The sequence below is a fragment of the Desulfobacter latus genome (genome assembly GCF_013389365.1).
In the GTDB taxonomy this organism is placed as follows: Bacteria; Desulfobacterota; Desulfobacteria; order Desulfobacterales; family Desulfobacteraceae; genus Desulfobacter; species Desulfobacter latus.
In genome coordinates this window covers 1-19,756 of record NZ_JACADJ010000011.1, presented here as the reverse complement: position 1 = coordinate 19,756, position 19,756 = coordinate 1, and the positions used below count along the sequence as shown (strand labels likewise).

Annotated in this window: 15 protein-coding genes; 7 read left to right on the top strand and 8 right to left on the bottom strand. The window is 47.3% G+C overall.

Going from position 1 to position 19,756, the window contains the following annotated elements:
* Window positions 1-9: 9 nt before the first annotated feature.
* Complete coding sequence (locus HXW94_RS05210; protein ID WP_178365840.1) at window positions 10-2,727, top strand: phospholipase D-like domain-containing anti-phage protein; 2,718 nt, start codon at window positions 10-12, stop codon at window positions 2,725-2,727.
* Window positions 2,728-2,831: 104 nt separating this feature from the next.
* Here the strand turns inward: HXW94_RS05210 and HXW94_RS05205 are convergent, their stop codons facing one another.
* Together HXW94_RS05205 and HXW94_RS05200 are read right to left on the bottom strand one after the other, a co-directional pair.
* Window positions 2,832-4,157 (bottom strand): ammonium transporter, encoded by a 1,326-nt coding sequence (locus HXW94_RS05205; protein WP_178365839.1) that lies wholly within the window; start codon window positions 4,155-4,157, stop codon window positions 2,832-2,834.
* A gap of 45 nt (window positions 4,158-4,202) precedes the next feature.
* A complete protein-coding gene (locus HXW94_RS05200; RefSeq protein ID WP_178365838.1) occupies window positions 4,203-4,541 on the bottom strand; it encodes a P-II family nitrogen regulator in 339 nt (112 codons plus the stop codon).
* Window positions 4,542-5,000: 459 nt separating this feature from the next.
* On the opposite strand from HXW94_RS05200, the gene HXW94_RS05195 reads away from it, so the two are divergent.
* Window positions 5,001-6,065 carry a tetratricopeptide repeat protein gene (locus HXW94_RS05195; protein WP_178365837.1) on the top strand — a complete coding sequence of 355 codons (1,065 nt, stop codon included), beginning with the start codon at window positions 5,001-5,003 and terminating at the stop codon, window positions 6,063-6,065.
* 55 nt (window positions 6,066-6,120) lie between these two features.
* Window positions 6,121-8,523, top strand: a complete 2,403-nt coding sequence (locus tag HXW94_RS05190; protein WP_178365836.1) for an HDOD domain-containing protein — start codon at window positions 6,121-6,123, stop codon at window positions 8,521-8,523.
* Between the two features lie 42 nt (window positions 8,524-8,565).
* Here the strand turns inward: HXW94_RS05190 and HXW94_RS05185 are convergent, their stop codons facing one another.
* From HXW94_RS05185 to HXW94_RS05160, 6 genes are read right to left on the bottom strand one after another with little or no spacing between them, the layout of a single operon-like run.
* Entirely contained in the window at window positions 8,566-9,234 is a 669-nt protein-coding gene (locus tag HXW94_RS05185) for a tetratricopeptide repeat protein (RefSeq protein WP_178365835.1), read from the bottom strand.
* Between the two features lie 12 nt (window positions 9,235-9,246).
* A complete protein-coding gene (locus HXW94_RS05180; protein WP_178365834.1) occupies window positions 9,247-9,705 on the bottom strand; it encodes a nucleotide exchange factor GrpE in 459 nt (152 codons plus the stop codon).
* Window positions 9,695-9,982: a hypothetical protein gene (locus HXW94_RS05175; RefSeq protein WP_178365833.1), complete on the bottom strand. Its 288-nt coding sequence runs from the start codon at window positions 9,980-9,982 to the stop codon at window positions 9,695-9,697. The genes HXW94_RS05180 and HXW94_RS05175 overlap by 11 nt, the downstream gene beginning before the upstream one ends.
* Window position 9,983: 1 nt before the next feature.
* Window positions 9,984-12,080, bottom strand: coding sequence for a hypothetical protein (locus tag HXW94_RS05170; protein ID WP_178365832.1), 2,097 nt, complete (start codon window positions 12,078-12,080; stop codon window positions 9,984-9,986).
* 2 nt (window positions 12,081-12,082) lie between these two features.
* The gene (locus HXW94_RS05165; protein ID WP_178365831.1) at window positions 12,083-12,988 is read right to left on the bottom strand and encodes a LysM peptidoglycan-binding domain-containing protein; all 906 of its coding nucleotides are present in this window, start codon (window positions 12,986-12,988) and stop codon (window positions 12,083-12,085) included.
* On the bottom strand, window positions 12,989-15,328 hold the full coding sequence (locus tag HXW94_RS05160; protein WP_178365830.1) for an Hsp70 family protein: 2,340 nt from the start codon (window positions 15,326-15,328) through the stop codon (window positions 12,989-12,991). It abuts the gene before it with no gap.
* A 316-nt stretch (window positions 15,329-15,644) separates the two neighbouring features.
* On the opposite strand from HXW94_RS05160, the gene HXW94_RS05155 reads away from it, so the two are divergent.
* The 4 genes from HXW94_RS05155 to HXW94_RS05140 form a co-directional block, all read left to right on the top strand.
* Window positions 15,645-16,442, top strand: a complete 798-nt coding sequence (locus HXW94_RS05155; protein ID WP_218576587.1) for a DUF2760 domain-containing protein — start codon at window positions 15,645-15,647, stop codon at window positions 16,440-16,442.
* Between the two features lie 31 nt (window positions 16,443-16,473).
* Window positions 16,474-18,294 carry an Hsp70 family protein gene (locus HXW94_RS05150; RefSeq protein WP_178365828.1) on the top strand — a complete coding sequence of 607 codons (1,821 nt, stop codon included), beginning with the start codon at window positions 16,474-16,476 and terminating at the stop codon, window positions 18,292-18,294.
* Window positions 18,295-18,552: 258 nt separating this feature from the next.
* On the top strand, window positions 18,553-19,347 hold the full coding sequence (gene iscB / locus HXW94_RS05145) for an RNA-guided endonuclease IscB (RefSeq protein WP_343054554.1): 795 nt from the start codon (window positions 18,553-18,555) through the stop codon (window positions 19,345-19,347).
* Between the two features lie 95 nt (window positions 19,348-19,442).
* Window positions 19,443-19,756: hypothetical protein (locus HXW94_RS05140; protein ID WP_218576579.1), on the top strand; the 314-nt coding region annotated here is incomplete at its 3' end.

The window sequence follows — 19,756 nt, the reverse complement described above, 5'->3', positions numbered from 1 at the left end:
GACAACATCATGACCCTTCGCCGCTTCTCCTCAAGAACCGAACCGCTGGACACGGCGTTTCTTGCCAAGGCCCTTCAGGGGGCATCACAATACTTTCGTATTGCCGGTTATTTTAGAAGCTCTATTTTTGAATTGGTCGGGGAGGAAATTTCAAAGATTTCCGATGTCAGAATCATCTGCAATTCAGAGTTGGACATGGCGGATTTCAAAATTGCCACAGGCCGCAATACAGCCCTCAAAGCGCGGTGGAACAAAATTGATGTGGAAGCCGAAGCACTGGTTCAAAAAGAGCGGTATAAAGCGCTGGATCAACTGCTTACAGCCGGAAATGTCCAAATTCGGGTCGTGCCCAGGGAGTTGCTGTTTCTCCATGGAAAGGCCGGCGTTATTTATTACCCGGATGGCCGACGAACCTCTTTTATTGGATCTGTAAACGAATCAAAATCAGCTTTTTCACAAAACTACGAACTGATATGGCAGGATGATGATGCGCAAAGTGCGGATTGGGTGGAAGAAGAGTTCCATGCACTGTGGGAAGACGGGGTCCCCCTGCCCGAAGCCATTCCGGCGGAAATCAACCGGGTGGCCAACCGGCAGGAAGTCACCATTGATGTGCTCAAGCCGTCCCAGGTACCGGCTGCCGCCCTTGCCGAAGCCCCCATATACCGTGGCGGAGAAGCGTTGCAACCCTGGCAGCGGTCATTTGTTACCCTGTTTCTTGAACATCGAGACATTTACGGTCAGGCCCGGCTGCTTCTGGCCGATGAAGTTGGTGTCGGCAAAACACTCTCCATGGCTGCCAGTGCATTGGTCAGCGCTCTGCTTAATGACGGGCCGGTTTTAATTCTTTCCCCGTCAACGCTGACATTACAATGGCAGATTGAAATGGTGGATAAACTGGGGATTCCGTCTGCGGTCTGGTCTTCTCAGAAAAAAGTCTGGCTTGGCCCCCAGGGACAGATGCTCTCTTCCAAAGGAGATCCGGCGGCCATAAAAAAATGTCCTCACAGGATTGCCATTATTTCCACCGGGCTGATCATGCATCAGCGGGACCACGGCGATTTTGTAAAGGAAGCAGGCCTGCTCCTTGGACAGAAATTCGGCACCGTGATTTTGGATGAGGCTCATAAAGCAAGGGCTAAAGGCGGGGTTGGAGAAAAGGCGGCCCAGCCCAATAACCTGCTGGCCTTTATGCAACAAATAGGCAGACGCACCCGCCATATGATTCTGGGTACGGCCACACCCATTCAAACCAATGTCCGGGAGTTATGGGATTTGCTTGGTGTCTTAAACTGTGGTGCCGATTTTGTTCTCGGCGATTCGCAGTCCCCCTGGCAAAGCCATGAACAGGGGATTCCCATGGTAACCGGTAACATTAACATTGTATCGGAAAAGGAGGCATGGCAGTGGTTGAGCAATCCATTGCCCCCGGCATCCGACCATGCGGTGATACAAAACGTGAGGGAGATCCAGGGCATTCCATCCGATGTTTTTTATTGCACCCATGATTTTGAAGACCTGAATTATATGCTCCGGAACATATGGTTGTCTGAATGCCTGACCCCGGAATTTTTTAAAATGAATAACCCCATTTTGCGCCACACCGTTCTTCGAAAAAGAAAACAGCTCGAAGATGACGGGCTCCTTGAAAAAGTAGGCGTAAACGCACACCCCAACAGGGTCAATCCAGGCGTGTACCAGCATCGGTTCATTGATTTGGGTATCCCGACAAATCCCCCTTTTGACGTTGCCTATGACCAGGCGGAAAGATTCAGCACGCTGCTGCAGAAACGAATCCAAGCCGGTGGTTTCATGAAATCCCTGATGTTACAGCGGATCTGTTCCAGTTTTGCTTCAGGCCTCAGTACGGCCCAAAAGATGCTTCAACATTCTATATCCAATGAAGATGAAGAAAGTACTGACAGCGTTGAGCATATTCTATCGGATATGTCTCCCGCCGAAAGTGCCTGTCTGCAAGAAATAGTCACCCAGCTTTCCCGGCCGGAAGCCGTGGACCACAAACTGAATACCGTCAAATGGTTCCTGACGGAATTTCGTACAGAGGGAAAAACCTGGGTTGAGCATGGCTGCATTATTTTCAGCCAGTATTATGATACGGCCCAGTGGATCGCCGAAGAACTTGCAAAAGAATTATCCGAGGAGGTTGTTGCCGTATATGCAGGCTTGGGAAAAAGCGGGCTGTTCCGGGGCAGAGAATTTAATGCCGTAGAGCGAGAGGTCATAAAAGCGGCGGTAAAGCGCCGGGATATCCGAATCGTTGTGGCAACGGATGCCGCCTGTGAGGGGTTGAACCTCCAGACCCTTGGAACTTTAATCAATATTGATCTGCCCTGGAACCCGTCCCGGCTTGAACAGCGTCTGGGCAGAATCAAACGGTTTGGCCAGGCCAGAAAATGTGTGGATATGCTGAATCTGGTTTACAGTGGTACCCAGGATGAGAAAATTTATAACGTACTGTCCGAACGTCTCAAAGATACCTACGACATTTTCGGCAGTATACCGAATACCATACACGATGACTGGATCGATGAGGAGGAGAAATTAAAGGAAAGGATGGATGAGTATATGCACGAAAGGAAAAAAGCGCAAAATGCATTCTCCATCAAGTATCAAGCCACCCTTAATCCCGAAGCCCACCTCTGGGAACGGTGTGCCCAGGTTCTTTCCCGCAGGGATATTATAAACAAACTCAGTGAACCTTGGTGATGAACGGTTTTATTTCGGTCTCATTCCTAAGCCGATGCAAGCAATAGGAGGAAAACACCAGGCTGCCGTTAGAAATGTTGAAACAGCAGCCTGATGCATGATTATTAATGGCTGCTGGGTAAAAAATCAGGATACGCATTGCCACCATGTTCTGTGGAGTCAAGCCCTTCCAGTTCTTCTTCCGGGGATACCCTTAAGCCCATGGTCAAGTCAATAACCTTGAACAGGATAAAGGCCGTGCAAAATGTCCATGCAAAGCAGGCAACAATACCGATGCACTGTACGGACAGAATTTTAACACTTGTACCGCCGATGTTAAAGATACCGGCAGCAAGGGTGCCCCAGGCACCGCATACACCATGTACGGAAATTGCGCCGACAGGATCGTCAACTCTAATTCTATCAAAGAACAGTACGGAGAAAAAAACCAGAATACCGGCTACGGCGCCGATTATCACAGCGGAACCCGGTGTAACATTGGCACAGCCTGCGGTAATCCCCACCAGACCTGCCAGGGCACCATTCAAACTCATGCCCACTTCAGGCTTTCCAAATTTAACCCAGGAAACGACCATGGCCAGAACAGCACCTGTGGCAGCTGCCAGATTGGTATTTACAAAAATCATTGCAATACTTTTATCCGCAACGGTTGTTGACCCCGGATTGAAACCAAACCAGCCGATCCACAGGATGAACACGCCAAGGCCGGCCAGGGGGATATTGTGACCCAGAATCGGTTTAATACCACCGTCTTTGGTGAACTTTCCAAGGCGGGGACCAATAACGATGGCACCTGCCAATGCAGCCCAGCCACCCACAGAGTGAACAACGGTGGAGCCTGCAAAATCGATGAACCCAAGACCTTCAAGCCAGCCGGAACCGTTGAACAGTGATCCCCAGGCCCAGGAACCAAAGATGGGATAAATCAATGCGGACAGCACCGCGCTGTACATAAGGTACCCGGTGAATTTAGTCCGTTCAGCCATGGCACCGGAAACAATGGTGGCAGCGGTTGCGGCAAACACAACCTGGAACATCCAGAAGGCCAGTACCCAGGGATCGCCATCCACGTCAAAATCACTTAGAAAAAAGCCGGTGGTCCCAAAAAAACCGGTTTTAGAGGCACCGAACATCAGACCAAACCCAATGGCCCAGTAAAAAAGTGACCCCATGGAAAAGTCCATCAGGTTTTTCATCATGATGTTTACAGCATTTTTAGCCCGGGTGAAACCTGCTTCCACCATGGCAAACCCGGCCTGCATAAAGAAAACAAGACATGCCGCAACAAGAGTCCAGACGTAATCGGCATGGGTCTGAACCAATTTAATGGCCTCAGCATTGGAAAGTGCTGTGGGGGCCTCGTCTGTCCCGGCCCATGCTGCTGTAATGGTACAAGCCAACGAAGTCAGAATTATCAGTATATACTTCATTTTTTTAATCTCCTTATTGATATTAAATATTAATTCAGTTAAATTTTATAATGCTTCTGTTCCGGTTTCACCTGTACGAATACGAACAACATCTTCCACAGGAAGAACAAAAATTTTACCATCACCGATTTTTCCTGTTTTCGCTGTTTCTACAATTGTATCCACCACAGCCTGAGCCTGGTCATCGGCAACACAGATTTTCAATTCAACTTTGGGGACAAAGTCTGTCTGATATTCTGCACCCCGGTATACCTCTTTGTGTCCCTTCTGACGGCCAAAGCCCTTGACTTCCGAAATAGTCATTCCGTTAATGCTGATTTTGGCTAACGCATCTTTGACCTCATCCACTTTGAACGGTTTAATTACGGCCACGACTTTTTTCATTTTTACTCCCTTTGTTAAATATACATTCAAACAATGTGCGCTTTACGCTATTCAGAGAGCAAGAGCGGTGCCAAAAAAAATTTTTTTAAAAATTTTAATGTATCTATCTGAAATTAAATATATTTATTGATTTTGTTCGCCTGGCGTATTTGTAAATTAAATAACATTTTTGAGATATAATAGATAACATTAATGTAATTTCACGAATATAAACAATATAAGGGTACTTAAATCAATACAATTTTGTATTTTCATGCATTAAAAAAATAATAGAATGATAGGAAAGTGTAAAATATTATAAGATCCCACAACAAGCGGCCAGATGCATATTATACGGCAATTTATATTTTTTTTACCATTGACAAAAACGCAATCACACGATTAGATATCAGGTTAACCCAATTATCAAACCAAGCACCACAACGGATCGAACATTTATTAAGATTAGGCATACAACGGATGCAAAAGCGCATTAAAGAAAAAATTGAAGAAAATGAAAAAAATGCAACCAAGGTATTGAATTTATGCAAAGATGCCCGTGACCTCATTCGCATCCGAAAGCCCAGACAGGCGGAACCATTGTTGCTTGCCGCCCTGGAAATATCGCCTAAAAATCCGTATGTGCTGGTTGCGCTGGGTGATACCAAAAGAATGCAAAAACAGTTTACAACGGCGGCAAAATATTATCAGAGGTGTCTTGAACTAGACCCTCTGAACCCTTTTGCCATGTCCGGTCTTGGCGACGCATACAGGGGCGCCAATCATCTGGACAGAGCCATTGACATTTGGACCCAGGCCCTGGATGCTTATCCTGAAAACAACCTGGTGATGACCCGGCTGGCTGATGCTTTGACCAAAAAAGGGAAACTGACCGATGCCAGACGAATATATGAAAAAGCCATCGACCTGAATCCTGATGATCCCTTTGCCCTGTCAGGTCTTGGTAATCTCTACATCCGCCTTAGGGCGTTTGACCTGGCCGGGCCGCTTCTTGAGAAACTTGTCGCCAAGCAGCCCCAAAACCCCAGAGCCATCGGCGCATTGGCAAATTTTTACCGCAGGCAAAAGGATTTTTTGAGTGCAAAAGCGCTGTTCGAACAAATTTTGGATATTGATTGCCGGAATGTCTATGCCATAGACGGACTGGCAGATTGTGCCCGGGGCAACAAGGAATACGAAAAGGCAAAACAGCTGTGGGAAAAAGCGATGGCAGCCGGGATGAGTCCGGCCATCGCAAAAACCCGTATTGCAGATGCATGCGTTCAAATGGAACAGTTTGACCAGGCAAGAGATTATTATGATCAGGTATTGGCTGTGTCTGAAGACAAATTTGCCTTGTTTGGGCGATTGCGTCTGATCGAAACAGAACCGGGGGATGAACGCAATAAGATGATTAATGCCGCAAAAATTCTAAACCGCCTGTTTGTTCTTGATTCATCTGACGACCGGACACTGAGTGAATTTAATGTGTTCAGGACCCGGTATCCGGAAATTGATGCCTATATTCAGGCCCTTGGTCTATGATTTTCAACCCGGATTATGTGACCTATTTGATATTTAAAAAAAGGTGCCCTACAAAATGAGTGATAAACTTAACCTCCCCTCCCAATCAGATATCCAGGCCGTTTTAACCCTTGACCGGGATACCCTGCCAAGTTTCCCTCAGGTCGCGGCCAAACTGCTTGAAATATCAAAAGATGATACGGTGCCCCTGGCGGAGTTGACAAAAATCGTGGAGACAGACCCCGGTATTTCCATCCGGGTGCTGGAACTTGTCAATTCAGCATTTTACGGTTTGGGCAGAAAAGTAACCTCCCTGTCGGATGCCGTTGTCATCCTCGGTCTTGATGAAATCAAAAAGCTGGCTTTAACTATTGCCATTTTTGAAAAAATATTTAAAACCGGACATACAAAAGAGTTTAACCGGCTGATGTTTTGGCGCCATAGCCTTGCTGTGGCGGTGCTAAGCATGAAAATAGCCCAAAAAATCGAATATCCAAACCCGCAAGAGGCTTATACAGCCGGCCTGCTCCACGATGTCGGAAAAATTTTCTTAGATCTGCAGGGGCATCGGGACTATGGTGAATTTATTAGGAATCTGTCGGAATCCACAGATCTTGTTATTGAAAAAGAACGATCGGAAATCGGTTTGGGCCATGATGATATCGGGGCATTTTTCTGTGATCGATGGCAACTTCCCGAGAACCTGGTACTGGTCGTCAAATACCACCACCAGCCCTTTGAAAACCACGATCTGAGCGAGGATGAAAAAAAATTGATCGCCATCGTCTGTATGGCGAATTTCCTGTGCTGGATCCAGGGCATGGGATCCTTTGATTTCATCCGTCCCCCGATCCTTGCCCCGGAGGTGGAAGCCTGTATTAACCCGGAAAAAGTCGATATCATCAACTGCATTCTTGACATGAACAAAGAGATCGAACAGATCTCAGCCTTTTATCAGTTTGTTTTTCCATCGGTAAACCAACTTAAGGAGAATCTGCTGTGGGCGAATATCAAACTGTCCCGGGCCAATACCAAATATTATTACCAGGGAGACCCCACAAACCGGACACAAAATACGTCCTTAAGCCATGACAAGCGTTTGCCCTCGGACATTGGTTTTGAGATAGGTAAAGCCATGTCCAAGGCCAATACCGTCAAGGATGTATTGGGTATTGTCATGTATCAGGTGGGCTGCATTTTTGAACCCTGTCACTGGTCCATCCTGCTCAAGGATCCTAAAACCGGGGACATGATCTTTTCCGTGGTGGTGGGCACCAACAGCAAGCTGCTGCAAGGTGTACGACTGCCCAAGGGAGAAGGCATTGCAGGGTATGTCATGGAAACAGGCACCCCCCTGGTGGTGGATGATGTGACAAAGGATAAAAGATTCAGCAACTGGGTGGACAAACAGACCCAGTTTAAAACACGCTCAATCATTGCCACCCCGTTGAAAACCGATGATAAAATTTTTGGTGTTATTGAACTGATCAACCGGATCAATGAACAAACCTTCAGCGAACAGGACCTTGCCCTGCTATCTTCCATTGCCGAATATGCAGCCATTGCCATTGAACGGTCCTATTACCACCAGGCGTTAACCAACCTGGCCACCCGGGACAGTCTGACCGGGTTAAAAAATAGATGCAGTTTTGAACGGACCGTATCCGGCCCGGATGATTTCCAGGCCCGGTTGGGCCGGGTTTTTTCCATCCTTATCCTTGTGGTGGATGGTCTTACAAGGCACTACGAGGCGCTGGGGCAGGACAAATGTGACAAAGCAATCAAAAACCTGGCCGCCATTCTGAATAAAACCAAACGCCGTGAAGATCTGATTTTCAGATATGCGGACAACAGTTTTATTGCCCTTCTCCCCTCGACCTATTCCGATGGTGCCCAGAAAGCCCAGGCAAGGATAAAAAAAGCCCTGGCCCCGGCATCGGTGGAAAATAAACAAATATTTTCTTCTGTTACCATCCAGACCCAAACCATGGCAGGTGAAGATGCCGGTCAACTTAAAAGGCTTGTGGCCCAGGCCCTGGCCAAAACCCGTCAGCCTGAACAGGAAAGCAACGTGCCGGATATGCAGGAAAACATCCAGGGGCTGGTGGAAAATGAAATTGCCCGGAAAGAGGCCGAAGAGACAAAAGGCACAGTACCGGAACACCCCCAGAAAGAGGGCATTAAAAATTTTGGAAAATCCGTATCCCTGCAGGGCCAGTTCAAACGCCTTAAAACCGGAGAATTTGGAAAAATACGTGTCGAGCAGGTGTCATTATCGGCCATTGGATTCAGGATCTCAAAATCCCACCGTATCCACGTCAATGATTTTCTGGATATTGAATTCAACCTGGATGATATCAAACGGGCATTGATTCAACGCAGGGTGGTGGTCAGAAAGATCCAGGGTAATTACATTTACGGTGAATTCTATAACCCCCCACCGTATGCAAAAAACCTGGGTTTTTATATCTTCAGTTAGTGTTTGGACGCAAAGCCAGCCATATCAGCAATTTTGGGCTTATTACCGGGCTTGGCTTTTCTTCAGGGTTTCAATCAGTTCAGACACCCGTTTTCCCCCGTTTATTCCGGCCGTTGGATTTACTTTCAGCAGCTGTTCCCAGGCGTCAATGGCTTTGGCGATATCATTGAGGTCATGCATATAAACAACACCTTTGTTAAACCAGGCGGATTCAAAGCCGGGGTCAACAGCAACGGCCCTGCTGAAAGCGTCCAGGGCCTTTTCAGATTCATTATTCCGTCGATACATCACGCCTAAGTCTGTAAGAACATGTGGATTATCCGGTTGAATGGACAAAGATTTTTCATAGGCATTGATGGCATCCTCAAAACGATCCAGATCAAAAAAGGCATTGCCCAGTTCGACCCAGGCCTGGGCATTATCGGGATGTTCTTTCAAAATCCCCTGCAATTTCCTGATATGGGGATCAGCCATGGCTGCAAGGTCCTGTTTTTGAGCAACGCCCGCCCCTTTTCCAGGTGCCGGCGTGCCTTTGGGCATATTCCCCATCATGGCCGGCGGCATATGTCTTTTGCCCGGCTGCCTGGAATCCGCCAGCTTAAACGATGTATATGCGGTGCCGATCAAAAATCCCAGTGTCAGGGAAGTCAGAATGGAAATATAAAAGGTCTGCCGGGTGACCATATTTTCTTTTTTTGCGGTCTGATTCATTTTTTTTCCTAATTAATTATTATGAACGGTTATTACCTCCGCCTTTCTGAGGACTTTGCCGTTGCCGGTGTTAATGTAGCCGTTTTTAACGATTTCCAGCAGGGTTTCTTCCGGCAGGTCCGGGGCCTGCCGGGTATCGAGAATTTTGCACTGGGCCATGTTGGCCTTGCCCGCTTCAAACCGGATTTGCTCAATACCGTTTGATGTAAATGTGCGGTACAGTTTTTTAGAAATGGACCGGATATTTTTTTTCATCATCCTTGCGGGCTTATCCAAGGACTCCTTTTTGGCTTCAAGGTTTGCCTCCAGAGCCTCAAAGGCATCCATCACCTCAAAAAAACCGGACAGGAGCCGGGTTTCCCGGTCTGAAAAATCCTGCGCCTGCCGGTCAAGTTCCCGTTTGAGATCGGCTATACTTCGCTGAAAGCCGATGAGTTTTTCCCTGAGCTGCTCTTTTTTTTCAACTGTCATGGGTCTCATTGTCAAACAGGGTCAGGCAGGGGGCGTCAAATTCCGGGGGTTTTGCCTCCAGAGGGCGGCAGAGCCGCTCTTCCAGTCCTTTAAAATCAAAATGGTATAAAAATTCCTGGCATCCCCTTGAGACCGGATCCAGCAGCATTTTCTGGGCCTGGGCGATCTCTTTTGCACAAAATCGTTTTTGCCGCATCTGGAGGGCTGCCGCCCGGATGATCTCCTGGTTTGAGGCATCTTTACCAATATCAAGAATATAATAGGGATTTGCGGCCATCTTATGCTCCTATTGTTTTAATTTCACGCTGAATTTGCTTCACCAGGTCATGACGCCGGTCAACGACGGCAACGGCGTCCTTCAGCTTTATCAGTTCCAGCTTTATCAGTTCCGGGGACACATCCTGGTCATGGATCATTCCGGAAATTTTTTCCGCCATCTCAAAAAAGGATTCCCGGATTTCAGGATAATCCGAGTCAACGGCCATTTGGGCGGCTTTTTCAAATTTCCCCCTCCCCATTATTTTTAAAAGCACATCCATTTCCGCTTCCATGTTTGTGCTATCCAGAAGCTGAAGCGCGAATTGGTTATCCGGGTCAAGTTCAAGGGCTTTTTTCACGGTCACCCTGAATTGCTTATCCGTGAGTTTATCATCGTTATATTTTACGATGCCGGCTTTGGCCAATAGAACGGAAAGCGCCCGGGCAATTGGGCGGGACGGCCGTTTGCTGTACAGGAAGGCCGTAAGGGTTTCATAGGCGAGTAAATGATCTCTTTCGTCTTGAAGCATGCGATCTGAAAAACGGGCCTCAATGGCCGGGGCCGCTTTGAACAGAAGATGGGTTGACGAAAAATAATCCATGAAATTTTTCTGCCCCGATTCCAGTGCTTTCAGGCCGTATTCAAACCGAATCAGTTCCCCGGCATATTGTGTGAACTCGTCCGGTGTCTCATCCATATCCAGACTGTCAAGGCTCTTGACGGCGGATTCGATATCTCCGGTTTTCAGCGCCAAAAGGCTTAAACCGGCCCTGGAATAGTAGCCGCCGGTCTCTAAATAGTGTTGGTCATTCTTGAAATATGCTTTGTTGCTCCTTATCACCGCAAGCATCAATTCTGATCTGCCCGTCATGGCCGCATACCGGGGGGAGCAAACGGCAAGCTTTAAGCCTGAGTGTTGGGAAATGGCCCTAAAATCGTCTGATATCCGGGTCTGGATATCAAAGCCGGCCTTGGCAGATTCTTTTTCTCCAGAGGCGGATGCACGATTGATCCGCATATGAGCCATACGGATCAACCGGTCCCGGACTTCGGTCGTTTTTTCTTCATTGCCAAGGTACCGGCCCGTCAGGCCGTCCAAAGTGCCCACAGCATCCATCCAGCACTCTGACAACACGTCAAGGTATGTATTCCTGTCTTTGGAGATATGATAGCAGGCAGCAGCTTTGAGCCGGATAAGTTCCGGATCGACCCATAGATTTTCTACCAGCCGGACAACGGCCTCATAATCCGCGGCCTCCCATTTCATCCGGGCCGAAATCACGTTGGCATACACCAGAAGGGCCTCAATACGCTCCTTCAGCTCCCGGCTGTCATCCGGCGGGATCAAGGCGGACACCTGTTCCGCCTTTTTATATTTTTCTTGTATATCGGATTCATGGGCGCTGCCGGTGCTCGTACCGGCTTTTAACTCCCTGTAAACCTGGTCAACGGCGTTCGCCAGCACTGTTCCACGCTGTTCTAAAAATGCGGTATCCCGGCAATCAAGGGATTGCCATTGGGCCATTGCCCCAAGATAATCCCCGGTTTTGGCCAGTGCAAATCCGAAATGATAACGTGCCTGCGCATCGAAATCCCCCACCCTGTCGAACAGATCCAGGGCTTTGGGAAAATCTCCGGCCTTGGTCAGGTACACTGCCGCTTTTTTCAGGGCGTCATGGTCTTTGTGTGTTTCCCAGAGGTCAAGATGACCGGCGGCGGCTTTTTCATACAACGTTGCGGCTGCCGCCATGTCTCCTGAAGCAGCCGCGGACCGGGCCTCGTCATATATCCGCCGGCCTGTATTGAGGGTTTCAAGTTCCAGAATTTTTTCAGTCAGCCAAGGTTCATTCACCAGGGCTGCCGCCTGTTTAAAGCAGTCCAGGGCCAGAGACAGGTCGTTCTCCTGTATGGACTGCTCCCCCTTGGCAATCAGCTCTTTTCCCCTTAAAATATTTGTTTCCCTGCGGCAAACGGCAAGTTTTTCTTCTATTTTCGGGCTGTTTAGTTGTCTTTGGGCTTTTAAAAATTTCTCTTCAGCCTCAATATAATTGCCTGCGTTGAACAATTTTTCCGCCCGTTTCAGGAGGGTGTCGATTTTATTTTTTTTCCTGGCCATAGCTACTCCAAAAAAATGCCGATGGTTTCCCCGGTTTTAAAGGGAAAACCGCTGACAAAACAATTATTTTTATCTGAACAATACCGGTCGGCAACCGACTGGGGGGTATCCCCCGGCCTCACCGTATACTTCCAATACCAACGATTTTGTTTGACGGCTGTCATCTGCCGGTACAACTCCCGCACCCTGGTTTTATCACAGGGATACATCAGTCTGTCCCGGCGGTTGATGGTGAAAATATTAAGATCAGGATTGCAGGCCATCAATACCGGATAATATATGCCTGAACCCCAAAGCTCCCGGGCGATGCCCCAGAGGGTATCCGTATCCTTGGCCTGGTATTTTTTCATGCAGGGCTCGGGTGCGGCGGGTATCTCCCCAGCCATCTCTTTTTTTTGATTTTGATCTATATCTTCGGGCGTTTTCTTCTGCCCTGATATCAGCGTTTCCACTACTTTTTCAACACGGCTGTCCATACGTTCAATACGCCGTTCCAAGATGTTTACCTGGTTGCCGATCCGGATTGCGGTACTCTGAATATCCCTGGAAACCTCATGTGTCCGATCAACCTGCCCCAACCTGGCATCCAATGCGGCAACTGAACCGGCCAGGCCTGCCAGGCGGTGGGTGGCGGCCCATGAAATCAGGAGAATAGCCAGTACCACCATTACTGCGGCACATATGCCGATTCCCCGACCCCATGCTCCGGTGTTGTTTTGGGAACTGGCAGGGGGTGCCTGTTCAACAGCGTCCTCCGTTTCCGGCATATCCGTGCCGGGTACGGACGGGACCGGGAACCCCTCTTCCAGCAGCCTGAAGCAAACCAGGTCGGCATCGCATTGGGGGCAGTTCTCCCGGTCCTCGGGGATATTGGAGAATCCGCAGATCGGGCAGCTGGTAAGGCCCACTTACCGGGTGATACCTTTCTGAATGGAGCCGGCCCGGCTGTCATATTGATGAAGCACCTCTCTGACCTGGGGCATGATGGCGTCCAGGGTTTTGCTCACCAGTTCATGATTTTTCCGATCCATGGCTTCAACAATGGTGGCGATGGCATTTGAAAATTGCGGCGCCCTGCCCGGATCATGTTCTTCACACAGATCTGCCGCCTTAATAATATTCATCAATATATTCAACACAGGAAATTCATCAAGGGCTTTTTCCATGTCCCGGATGGCTTCTATGTTTTCTTCATAGGTGCCGTGTTGGTTCATATCCGTCAAATGATCGATTTTCTCTTGCAGTTTGCCCCGTTCTTCGGCCGGCATAATGTCTGAAAACTGAAACATAAGATCTTGGGCATAGAACATCAGGGGGTATCCGCACGTATCTTCTTCGGCCATACGCCTGGCTTTTTCAATTTTCATCTTTGCCAGGTTATACACAGGCTCAATGACATTACCGGTATTTTTATCAATCACCTTGTGGATATCTGCAATAATATCCGTACTGCGTCTGGTAATCTCATCTATATTATACGAGTCATACCCGGCCTCGTTGGCGTGGTCTACCATGGCTTCCAGGTCCATGAATAATTTTTCGTCCGCCTTGCCCCGGGACAGGGTTTTGGACAGCTCAACCTTGGGCAGTTCCGACAGGACTGCGGTGACCTCAACCAGGTTGTTTTCATCTATGGACAATGTCACGGCAATGGAAAGGGGTTTTTGAGCCTCTTCTTCGGTCTGGTTTTTCCGATACGCCATAAGCTCATTGTTATCGATGCCCAGCCAGAAATCTCCAATGGATTCATCTTCATTGTTGACGATATTCAAAAATTTCATGTGCACCAGCCGCTGGTTTTTATCCACCAGTTTGAAAACCTGTGTCTGTTCAAAGGGCAAAGGCGTGTGTTTTTCCGCAAACAGATACTTGTCCCCGTTTTCCAGGACCACGTAATAGTCGTGAGCCGCGGCATGGACAATATCAAACACCCCGTGTTCAACAGTATATGATGCAAGGTCAAAATCGCAGTGGCTGCACCGTGTGTCGGACTGGTTCACCTTTTTACCGCAATTGAGGCATTCATAGGTATCCGAAAGTCTGTGGCTCAGTATGGCAGCCCCCTCGGCAATGGCCAGCATGGGTCTGTCATGCACCTGTACTTTTGAGGACCCGAATTCTTTTTTTACCGCCTCAATGATGCAGGGAATCTGGGAACTGCCCCCGACCATGAGCACATTGTCAATCATATCCGGTGTAAAATAAATATCTGCCAGCAGGTTCCGGATCAGGGTCAGGGCATTGTCCACCATCGGCTGCATCAGGGTTTCAAACCGGTCCCGGGTCAGGGTGACATCCACGTCCAGCAGGTCGCCGTCCGCATCCTTGAGCAGACCTAAAATTTCAATGTAGGCTTCCTGGTTTTCGCTGAGACTGATCTTGGCTTTTTCAACCGCGGCTTTCAATTCTCCCCAAAAACGGGTGCGGATACCGTCATCCATGTCATCCAGCATCCCTTGAAAGTCGTCAATCTCGTACTCCCGGGCGGTTTCCGACAGCACATACGTTTCTATTTCCCGGTCAATATCTTCGCCGCCCAACCACATGTTGCCGCCCTTGCCCTGTTCAATAAACTGCCCGCCGCTGATGGTCAGCACGGAAAGATCAAAGGTGCCGCCGCCGAAATCAAACACCAGAATGGTTCTGGCGTCGTCTTGCCCGACTTCATCTACGCCGAAGGATATGGCCGCCGCCGTGGGTTCAGGCAGCAACCGCTGCACCTTGATCCCGGCCAGGGCCGCCGCAGCCCTTGTGGCATGCTTCTGCTTGTCATTGAAATAGGCGGGTACTGTAATTACGGCATAGGACACCTCATCATTCAGTCGTGCCTGGGCATCCTTTTGTATTTTTTCAAGTATTTTGGATGAAATTTCTTCGGGCGTATATTCTTTATTATTTAAACGGATAACCAGACTGTTGGTCGTGCCCCTTTCCTGGCTGGTGATGATATTGAACTGTCTTGGATCTGCTATGATCTTTTTAACTTCAGGATTGGTTATACTTCTGCCCATCAGCCGTTTTATGGCTGTGACGGTGTTCTTTGGATCCTGTTTGATCCATTCCAGGGCATGTTTACCCACGATAATTTCACTGCGGTTCACCATCCCCAGTATTTTTTTATCTTTAACACAGACACAGGACGGAGTAATGGGGTCGCCCTCACTATTATTTAATATGTCAACATGCAGCTTTTTTACTGCTGCGGCGGAGTTGGTTGTCCCCAGATCGATACCTATGGATTTTGTCATAATACCTTCCTGAATTTAATAGTAAAGGTCTTCAATTATCAAATTTCTTTAGCAGTTACAATTTTTTTGTCAAATTATCAGCCATTCTCAGTTCTAAACCTGCTGAAAAAAGGGGGCTTGATCATAACATCGACCGTTGCAGGGGCAGGCCACCGTGCCTGCCCTAACAAGGGCAACCACAGAAGGATTGCCCCTACGAAAAATGGCCGACAATAGAATCAAGCCTAAAAAAGGTTTCATGCACCTGCATTTTTTAGTATTGTGACTCTCTGTAAAACATAACAATACAAACATCAGGAGAAAATACATCGTGAATATGACAAAGGCATATGCAACAAGATCATTTATAATCATTTCACTGTTTATGTTGACCATTGGCGGTGCGGTCGGCGCCGGGATCTATTTCGGACTAAAAGAAACGGCCCGCTTCTTTGCACCGGGATCTGACGGCATAATCACTATTCCGGGAATTAATGAGACCGTTACAATTCAAAGTCTTGCGGATGCGGCTCGTTTTTTAGATGTGGTGACGACGCAATATATTGCCGGCATTGTTGCAGTGATTGTCCTTGTTTTTTTTATTTTAAGCCTTATTCTCTGGGTTGTTTTAAAATTAAGTGTTGCGTCCTTGTTTAAAAATATTGATTCCATGCCTGCCGACAAGAAAGAAATTAAACGTGGTGAAAGCGCAAAGAAAAAGGATCATGTAGATAAACGACTGGAACAAGAGCGACAAAAAAGACTTTTTCTGCATTTTATATCGGTGTTGCAACGGGAAGGCCGGTTGCTGGATTTTTTTGCGGAAGAACTGTCTTTATATGATGATGAGCAGATTGGCGCTGCCGTTAGAAGCGTACAGGAAGACTGCAAGAAAAGTGTCAACAAGTATCTGTCCCCGGTGCCGGTCATTGATAAAGAGGAGGGGGATGTTGTTGACGTTGACTTGGGCTTTGACCCCAATGCCATAAAATTAACGGGCAATGTCTCCGGAGAGCCTCCTTTTAAAGGGGTGTTGAGGCATCGGGGATGGAAGGCTGCAAAGAGCGAGGTGCCAAAATTGTCAGATGTACAAGATACCTCCATTATTGCGCCGGCAGAAGTGGAAATTGAATAGAAAAATTTTTATTTATTTGTAGGAGTATGCCGTGAAAGAGGGCCGATATATTGTTGGAATAGATCTTGGGACAACAAACTGCGTGGTGACCTACGCAGATATGCAAGTTGAAAGATTACCCATGGAAATGGCAAAAATAGAACTTTTCAGAGTGCCGCAGCTCACAGCTCCCGGGGCGGTTGAATTAAGAGACTCTTTGCCCTCTTTTCTTTATGTCAAGGAAGGGCATGAAGATGATTCAGACGCCTTACAGTTGCCATGGCAAGAAGAGGAATCGATCACTGTCGCAGGTGAATTTGCCAGAGAACGCGGTGCCGAAGTTCCCCATAAACTCATTTCTTCGGCAAAGTCATGGTTATGTAATTCGGCGGTGGATCGCGAGTCCCCCATTTTGCCCTGGGAGGCCGCAAAAGATATCGAGAAGCTCTCCCCGGTTCAAGCCTCATGTGCGCTGCTCAGGCATATCAGAAATGCCTGGAACCATGAAATGGCGGGTGATGATGATCCCTCGCTTTGCCTTGAAAATCAATCCATCTATCTGACGGTTCCGGCATCTTTCGATGCAGTGGCCAGAGAATTGACGGTAAAGTCTGCCAAAATGGCCGGCTTGAAAGATATTGTTCTCATTGAAGAGCCGCAATCCGCCTTTTATGCCTGGATTGACAAAGCAGGGGATGACTGGAGAGATCAGGTGGAAAAAGGCGATCTTATCCTGGTCTGTGATATCGGCGGCGGTACCAGCGATTTCAGTCTTATTGAGGTGAACGAGGGGGAAGACGGCCTTTTAAATCTTGAACGGGTGGCTGTGGGCAATCACCTGCTTGTCGGGGGCGATAATCTGGATTTAACACTCTCATACTTTCTTGCGGAAAAGCTTCGAAAAAAGAAAAAGAAACTGGATGCCTGGCAGATGAGAGGACTTGTTCACTCTTGCAGAAAAGCAAAAGAGGCATTGTTTTCATCTGACGGTCCTGATGAATATCCTGTAACGGTTTTAGGAAGAGGCTCCAGCCTGATTAAAGGAACGATCAAACTGAGCTTGGAACTGGCGGATGTACAGCAGGTCGTGCTGGATGGTTTTTTCCCGGTATGCAGTCTGGATGACAAACCTGCGGGAAGCAGTGCCACGGGCATGAAAGAGTTTGGGCTTTCCTATGAAGCCGATCCTGCCATCACACGGCATTTGGCCCAATTTATATCTTCTCATACAGATGATCAAGGCAATCCAAGACTGCCGACGGCTGTTGTATTTAACGGTGGTGTCATGAAGTCGCCTTTGATCAGAGAACGGATTCTGGAAGTCCTAAAGCAGTGGCACAGTGCATCTGAACGTGGAGAAATCCGGCAAATCAATGCGGTGGATTATGATCTTTCCGTGGCCTGGGGGGCCTCATATTATGGTCAGGCCGCTCGCGGGGACGGCATCAAAATACGCGGTGGGCTGGGGATGTCCTACTATATGGCCATTGAAGCCACCATGCCGGCTGTGCCAGGGCTTGTCATGCCGACCAGAGCCCTTTGCATTGCCCCCTTTGGTATGGAAGAGGGCAGTCAGGCCGAAAGTAAAGATCGTCTGTTTAATCTGGTTGTGGGGGAAAAAGTCACGTTTGATATCATGAGCTCTCCCAATCGGCATGATGATCAGCTGGGAGATGTGATAGATGATTGGGAGGATATGGGGATCACGGCGTTAACCGCCATTGAAACTGAACTGGAAGGAAAGGACGAAGGATTTATACCCGTTACGTTTGAAGTTAAGGTGACCGAGATCGGCACCCTCGAATTCTGGGCCTGCTCACGGGATGATGATCGCAAATGGCGTTTGGAGCTGAATGTACGGCCCAAGGTGTAATGGCAGGCAGGAGATTATTGTGGATTTTCAAGGTCAACCACCCCTCGGCTGAAAAGCGAGGGGCTTGAAGGGAAACTTTAGGCCCAGTTGATTAGCCTAAGCTCTTTTAGGGCTACGTTACATTGGAATATATAGTCATCTTGGGGTACTCCACACGCTCCAGGCACTGAGGTCGGTGATTAAACATTTCTGAGGGTAGGAAAAGTGTTGCCGGTACAAAACCCTTTGTAACATTGGCGAAGTGGATCACTCACATATGTGAGGGCAGAACTTGAGAGTATCTGCCATTTAATAAAAGGAATTGTATTGAGTGTTTGTGTCAAAAATATGAGAGGTGAGCCTCTAATGCCAACAACCCAACAAAAAGCAAGAGTGCTGCTAAAAAAAGGTACGGCAAAAATTGACGGATATAGACCTTTCACTATTCAGTTAACATCTGCTACAGGAGAATCTAAACAGAATCTAACATTAGGGATTGATGCAGGGTATAAGAACATTGGTATTTCCGTGGTTGGAGCTATCAAAGAGTACTTTTCAAGTGAAATCAAGCTACTTGATGGGCAGGTTGAAAGAAACAAAGAACGGATAATGTATCGGAGACAACGAAGATCCCGATTAAGATATAGAAAACCCAGATTTGATAACCGAAAAAAGCCTGTGGGATGGCTTGCCCCAAGCATTCAACATAAGTTTGATAGTCACATTAAAATAGTTAAGCTTTTAAAATCAGTATTTCCCGTAACTGACACGATTATCGAAGTAGCGGCATTTGACATTCAAAAAATCAAGGCTAATGGCAAGATTGAAGGTAAACAGTATCAGGAAGGTGAACAGTTGGGGTTTTGGAATTTAAGGGAATATATCCTGCATAGGGATAACCACCAATGTCAGAACCCGGGTTGCAAGAACAAAGTGCTGGAAATTCACCATATTGGTTTCTGGAAAAATGACAGAACAGACCGTCCTGGAAATTTGATTACACTTTGCGATAAATGTCACACGCCTTCAAAACATAAGAAAGGCAGTTTTTTATATGGCTGGGAACCTATTTAAAAAATTATATTAAAAGTGGAAAAATTAAAGCTACTAAATTACCAACCGGTAGATATGATTATGTAGAAAAAAAAGCTAATCTAAGGATTTAATTTGTGAATAGAGTAGAAAGATTCATAATACGCAACTCTTCTAACTTAACTGATTTAGCGTTTAAATCTAAAAACTTATACAACTGTGCAACTTTTATTATGCGGCAAAACTTTATCCACAATGGTAAAATAATAAACTATCCCAAAATGGATAAAATTATCAAAAGAGATTATGAAGATATTTACAGAGCATTACCTGCTCAGACCACTCAACAGATTTTAAGAGTAATTGAAAATGACTGGAAATCTTTTTTCAACGCAAATCGAGAATTCAAAAAGAATCCTGGAGTTTTCACAGGCAGACCCAAACCGCCCAA

Bases quoted from the DNA above. Each gene is read 5' to 3' on its own strand.
- HXW94_RS05205 (WP_178365839.1), bottom strand. From the start codon at position 4,157: ATGAAGTATATACTGATAATTCTGACTTCGTTGGCTTGTACCATTACA.
- HXW94_RS05180 (WP_178365834.1), bottom strand. From the start codon at position 9,705: ATGACAGTTGAAAAAAAAGAGCAGCTCAGGGAAAAACTCATCGGCTTT.
- HXW94_RS05170 (WP_178365832.1), bottom strand. From the start codon at position 12,080: ATGGCCAGGAAAAAAAATAAAATCGACACCCTCCTGAAACGGGCGGAA.
- HXW94_RS05190 (WP_178365836.1), top strand. From the start codon at position 6,121: ATGAGTGATAAACTTAACCTCCCCTCCCAATCAGATATCCAGGCCGTT.
- HXW94_RS05155 (WP_218576587.1), top strand. From the start codon at position 15,645: ATGACAAAGGCATATGCAACAAGATCATTTATAATCATTTCACTGTTT.
- HXW94_RS05200 (WP_178365838.1), bottom strand. From the start codon at position 4,541: ATGAAAAAAGTCGTGGCCGTAATTAAACCGTTCAAAGTGGATGAGGTC.
- HXW94_RS05195 (WP_178365837.1), top strand. From the start codon at position 5,001: ATGCAAAAGCGCATTAAAGAAAAAATTGAAGAAAATGAAAAAAATGCA.
- HXW94_RS05175 (WP_178365833.1), bottom strand. From the start codon at position 9,982: ATGGCCGCAAATCCCTATTATATTCTTGATATTGGTAAAGATGCCTCA.
- HXW94_RS05210 (WP_178365840.1), top strand. From the start codon at position 10: ATGACCCTTCGCCGCTTCTCCTCAAGAACCGAACCGCTGGACACGGCG.
- HXW94_RS05160 (WP_178365830.1), bottom strand. From the start codon at position 15,328: ATGACAAAATCCATAGGTATCGATCTGGGGACAACCAACTCCGCCGCA.
- HXW94_RS05185 (WP_178365835.1), bottom strand. From the start codon at position 9,234: ATGAATCAGACCGCAAAAAAAGAAAATATGGTCACCCGGCAGACCTTT.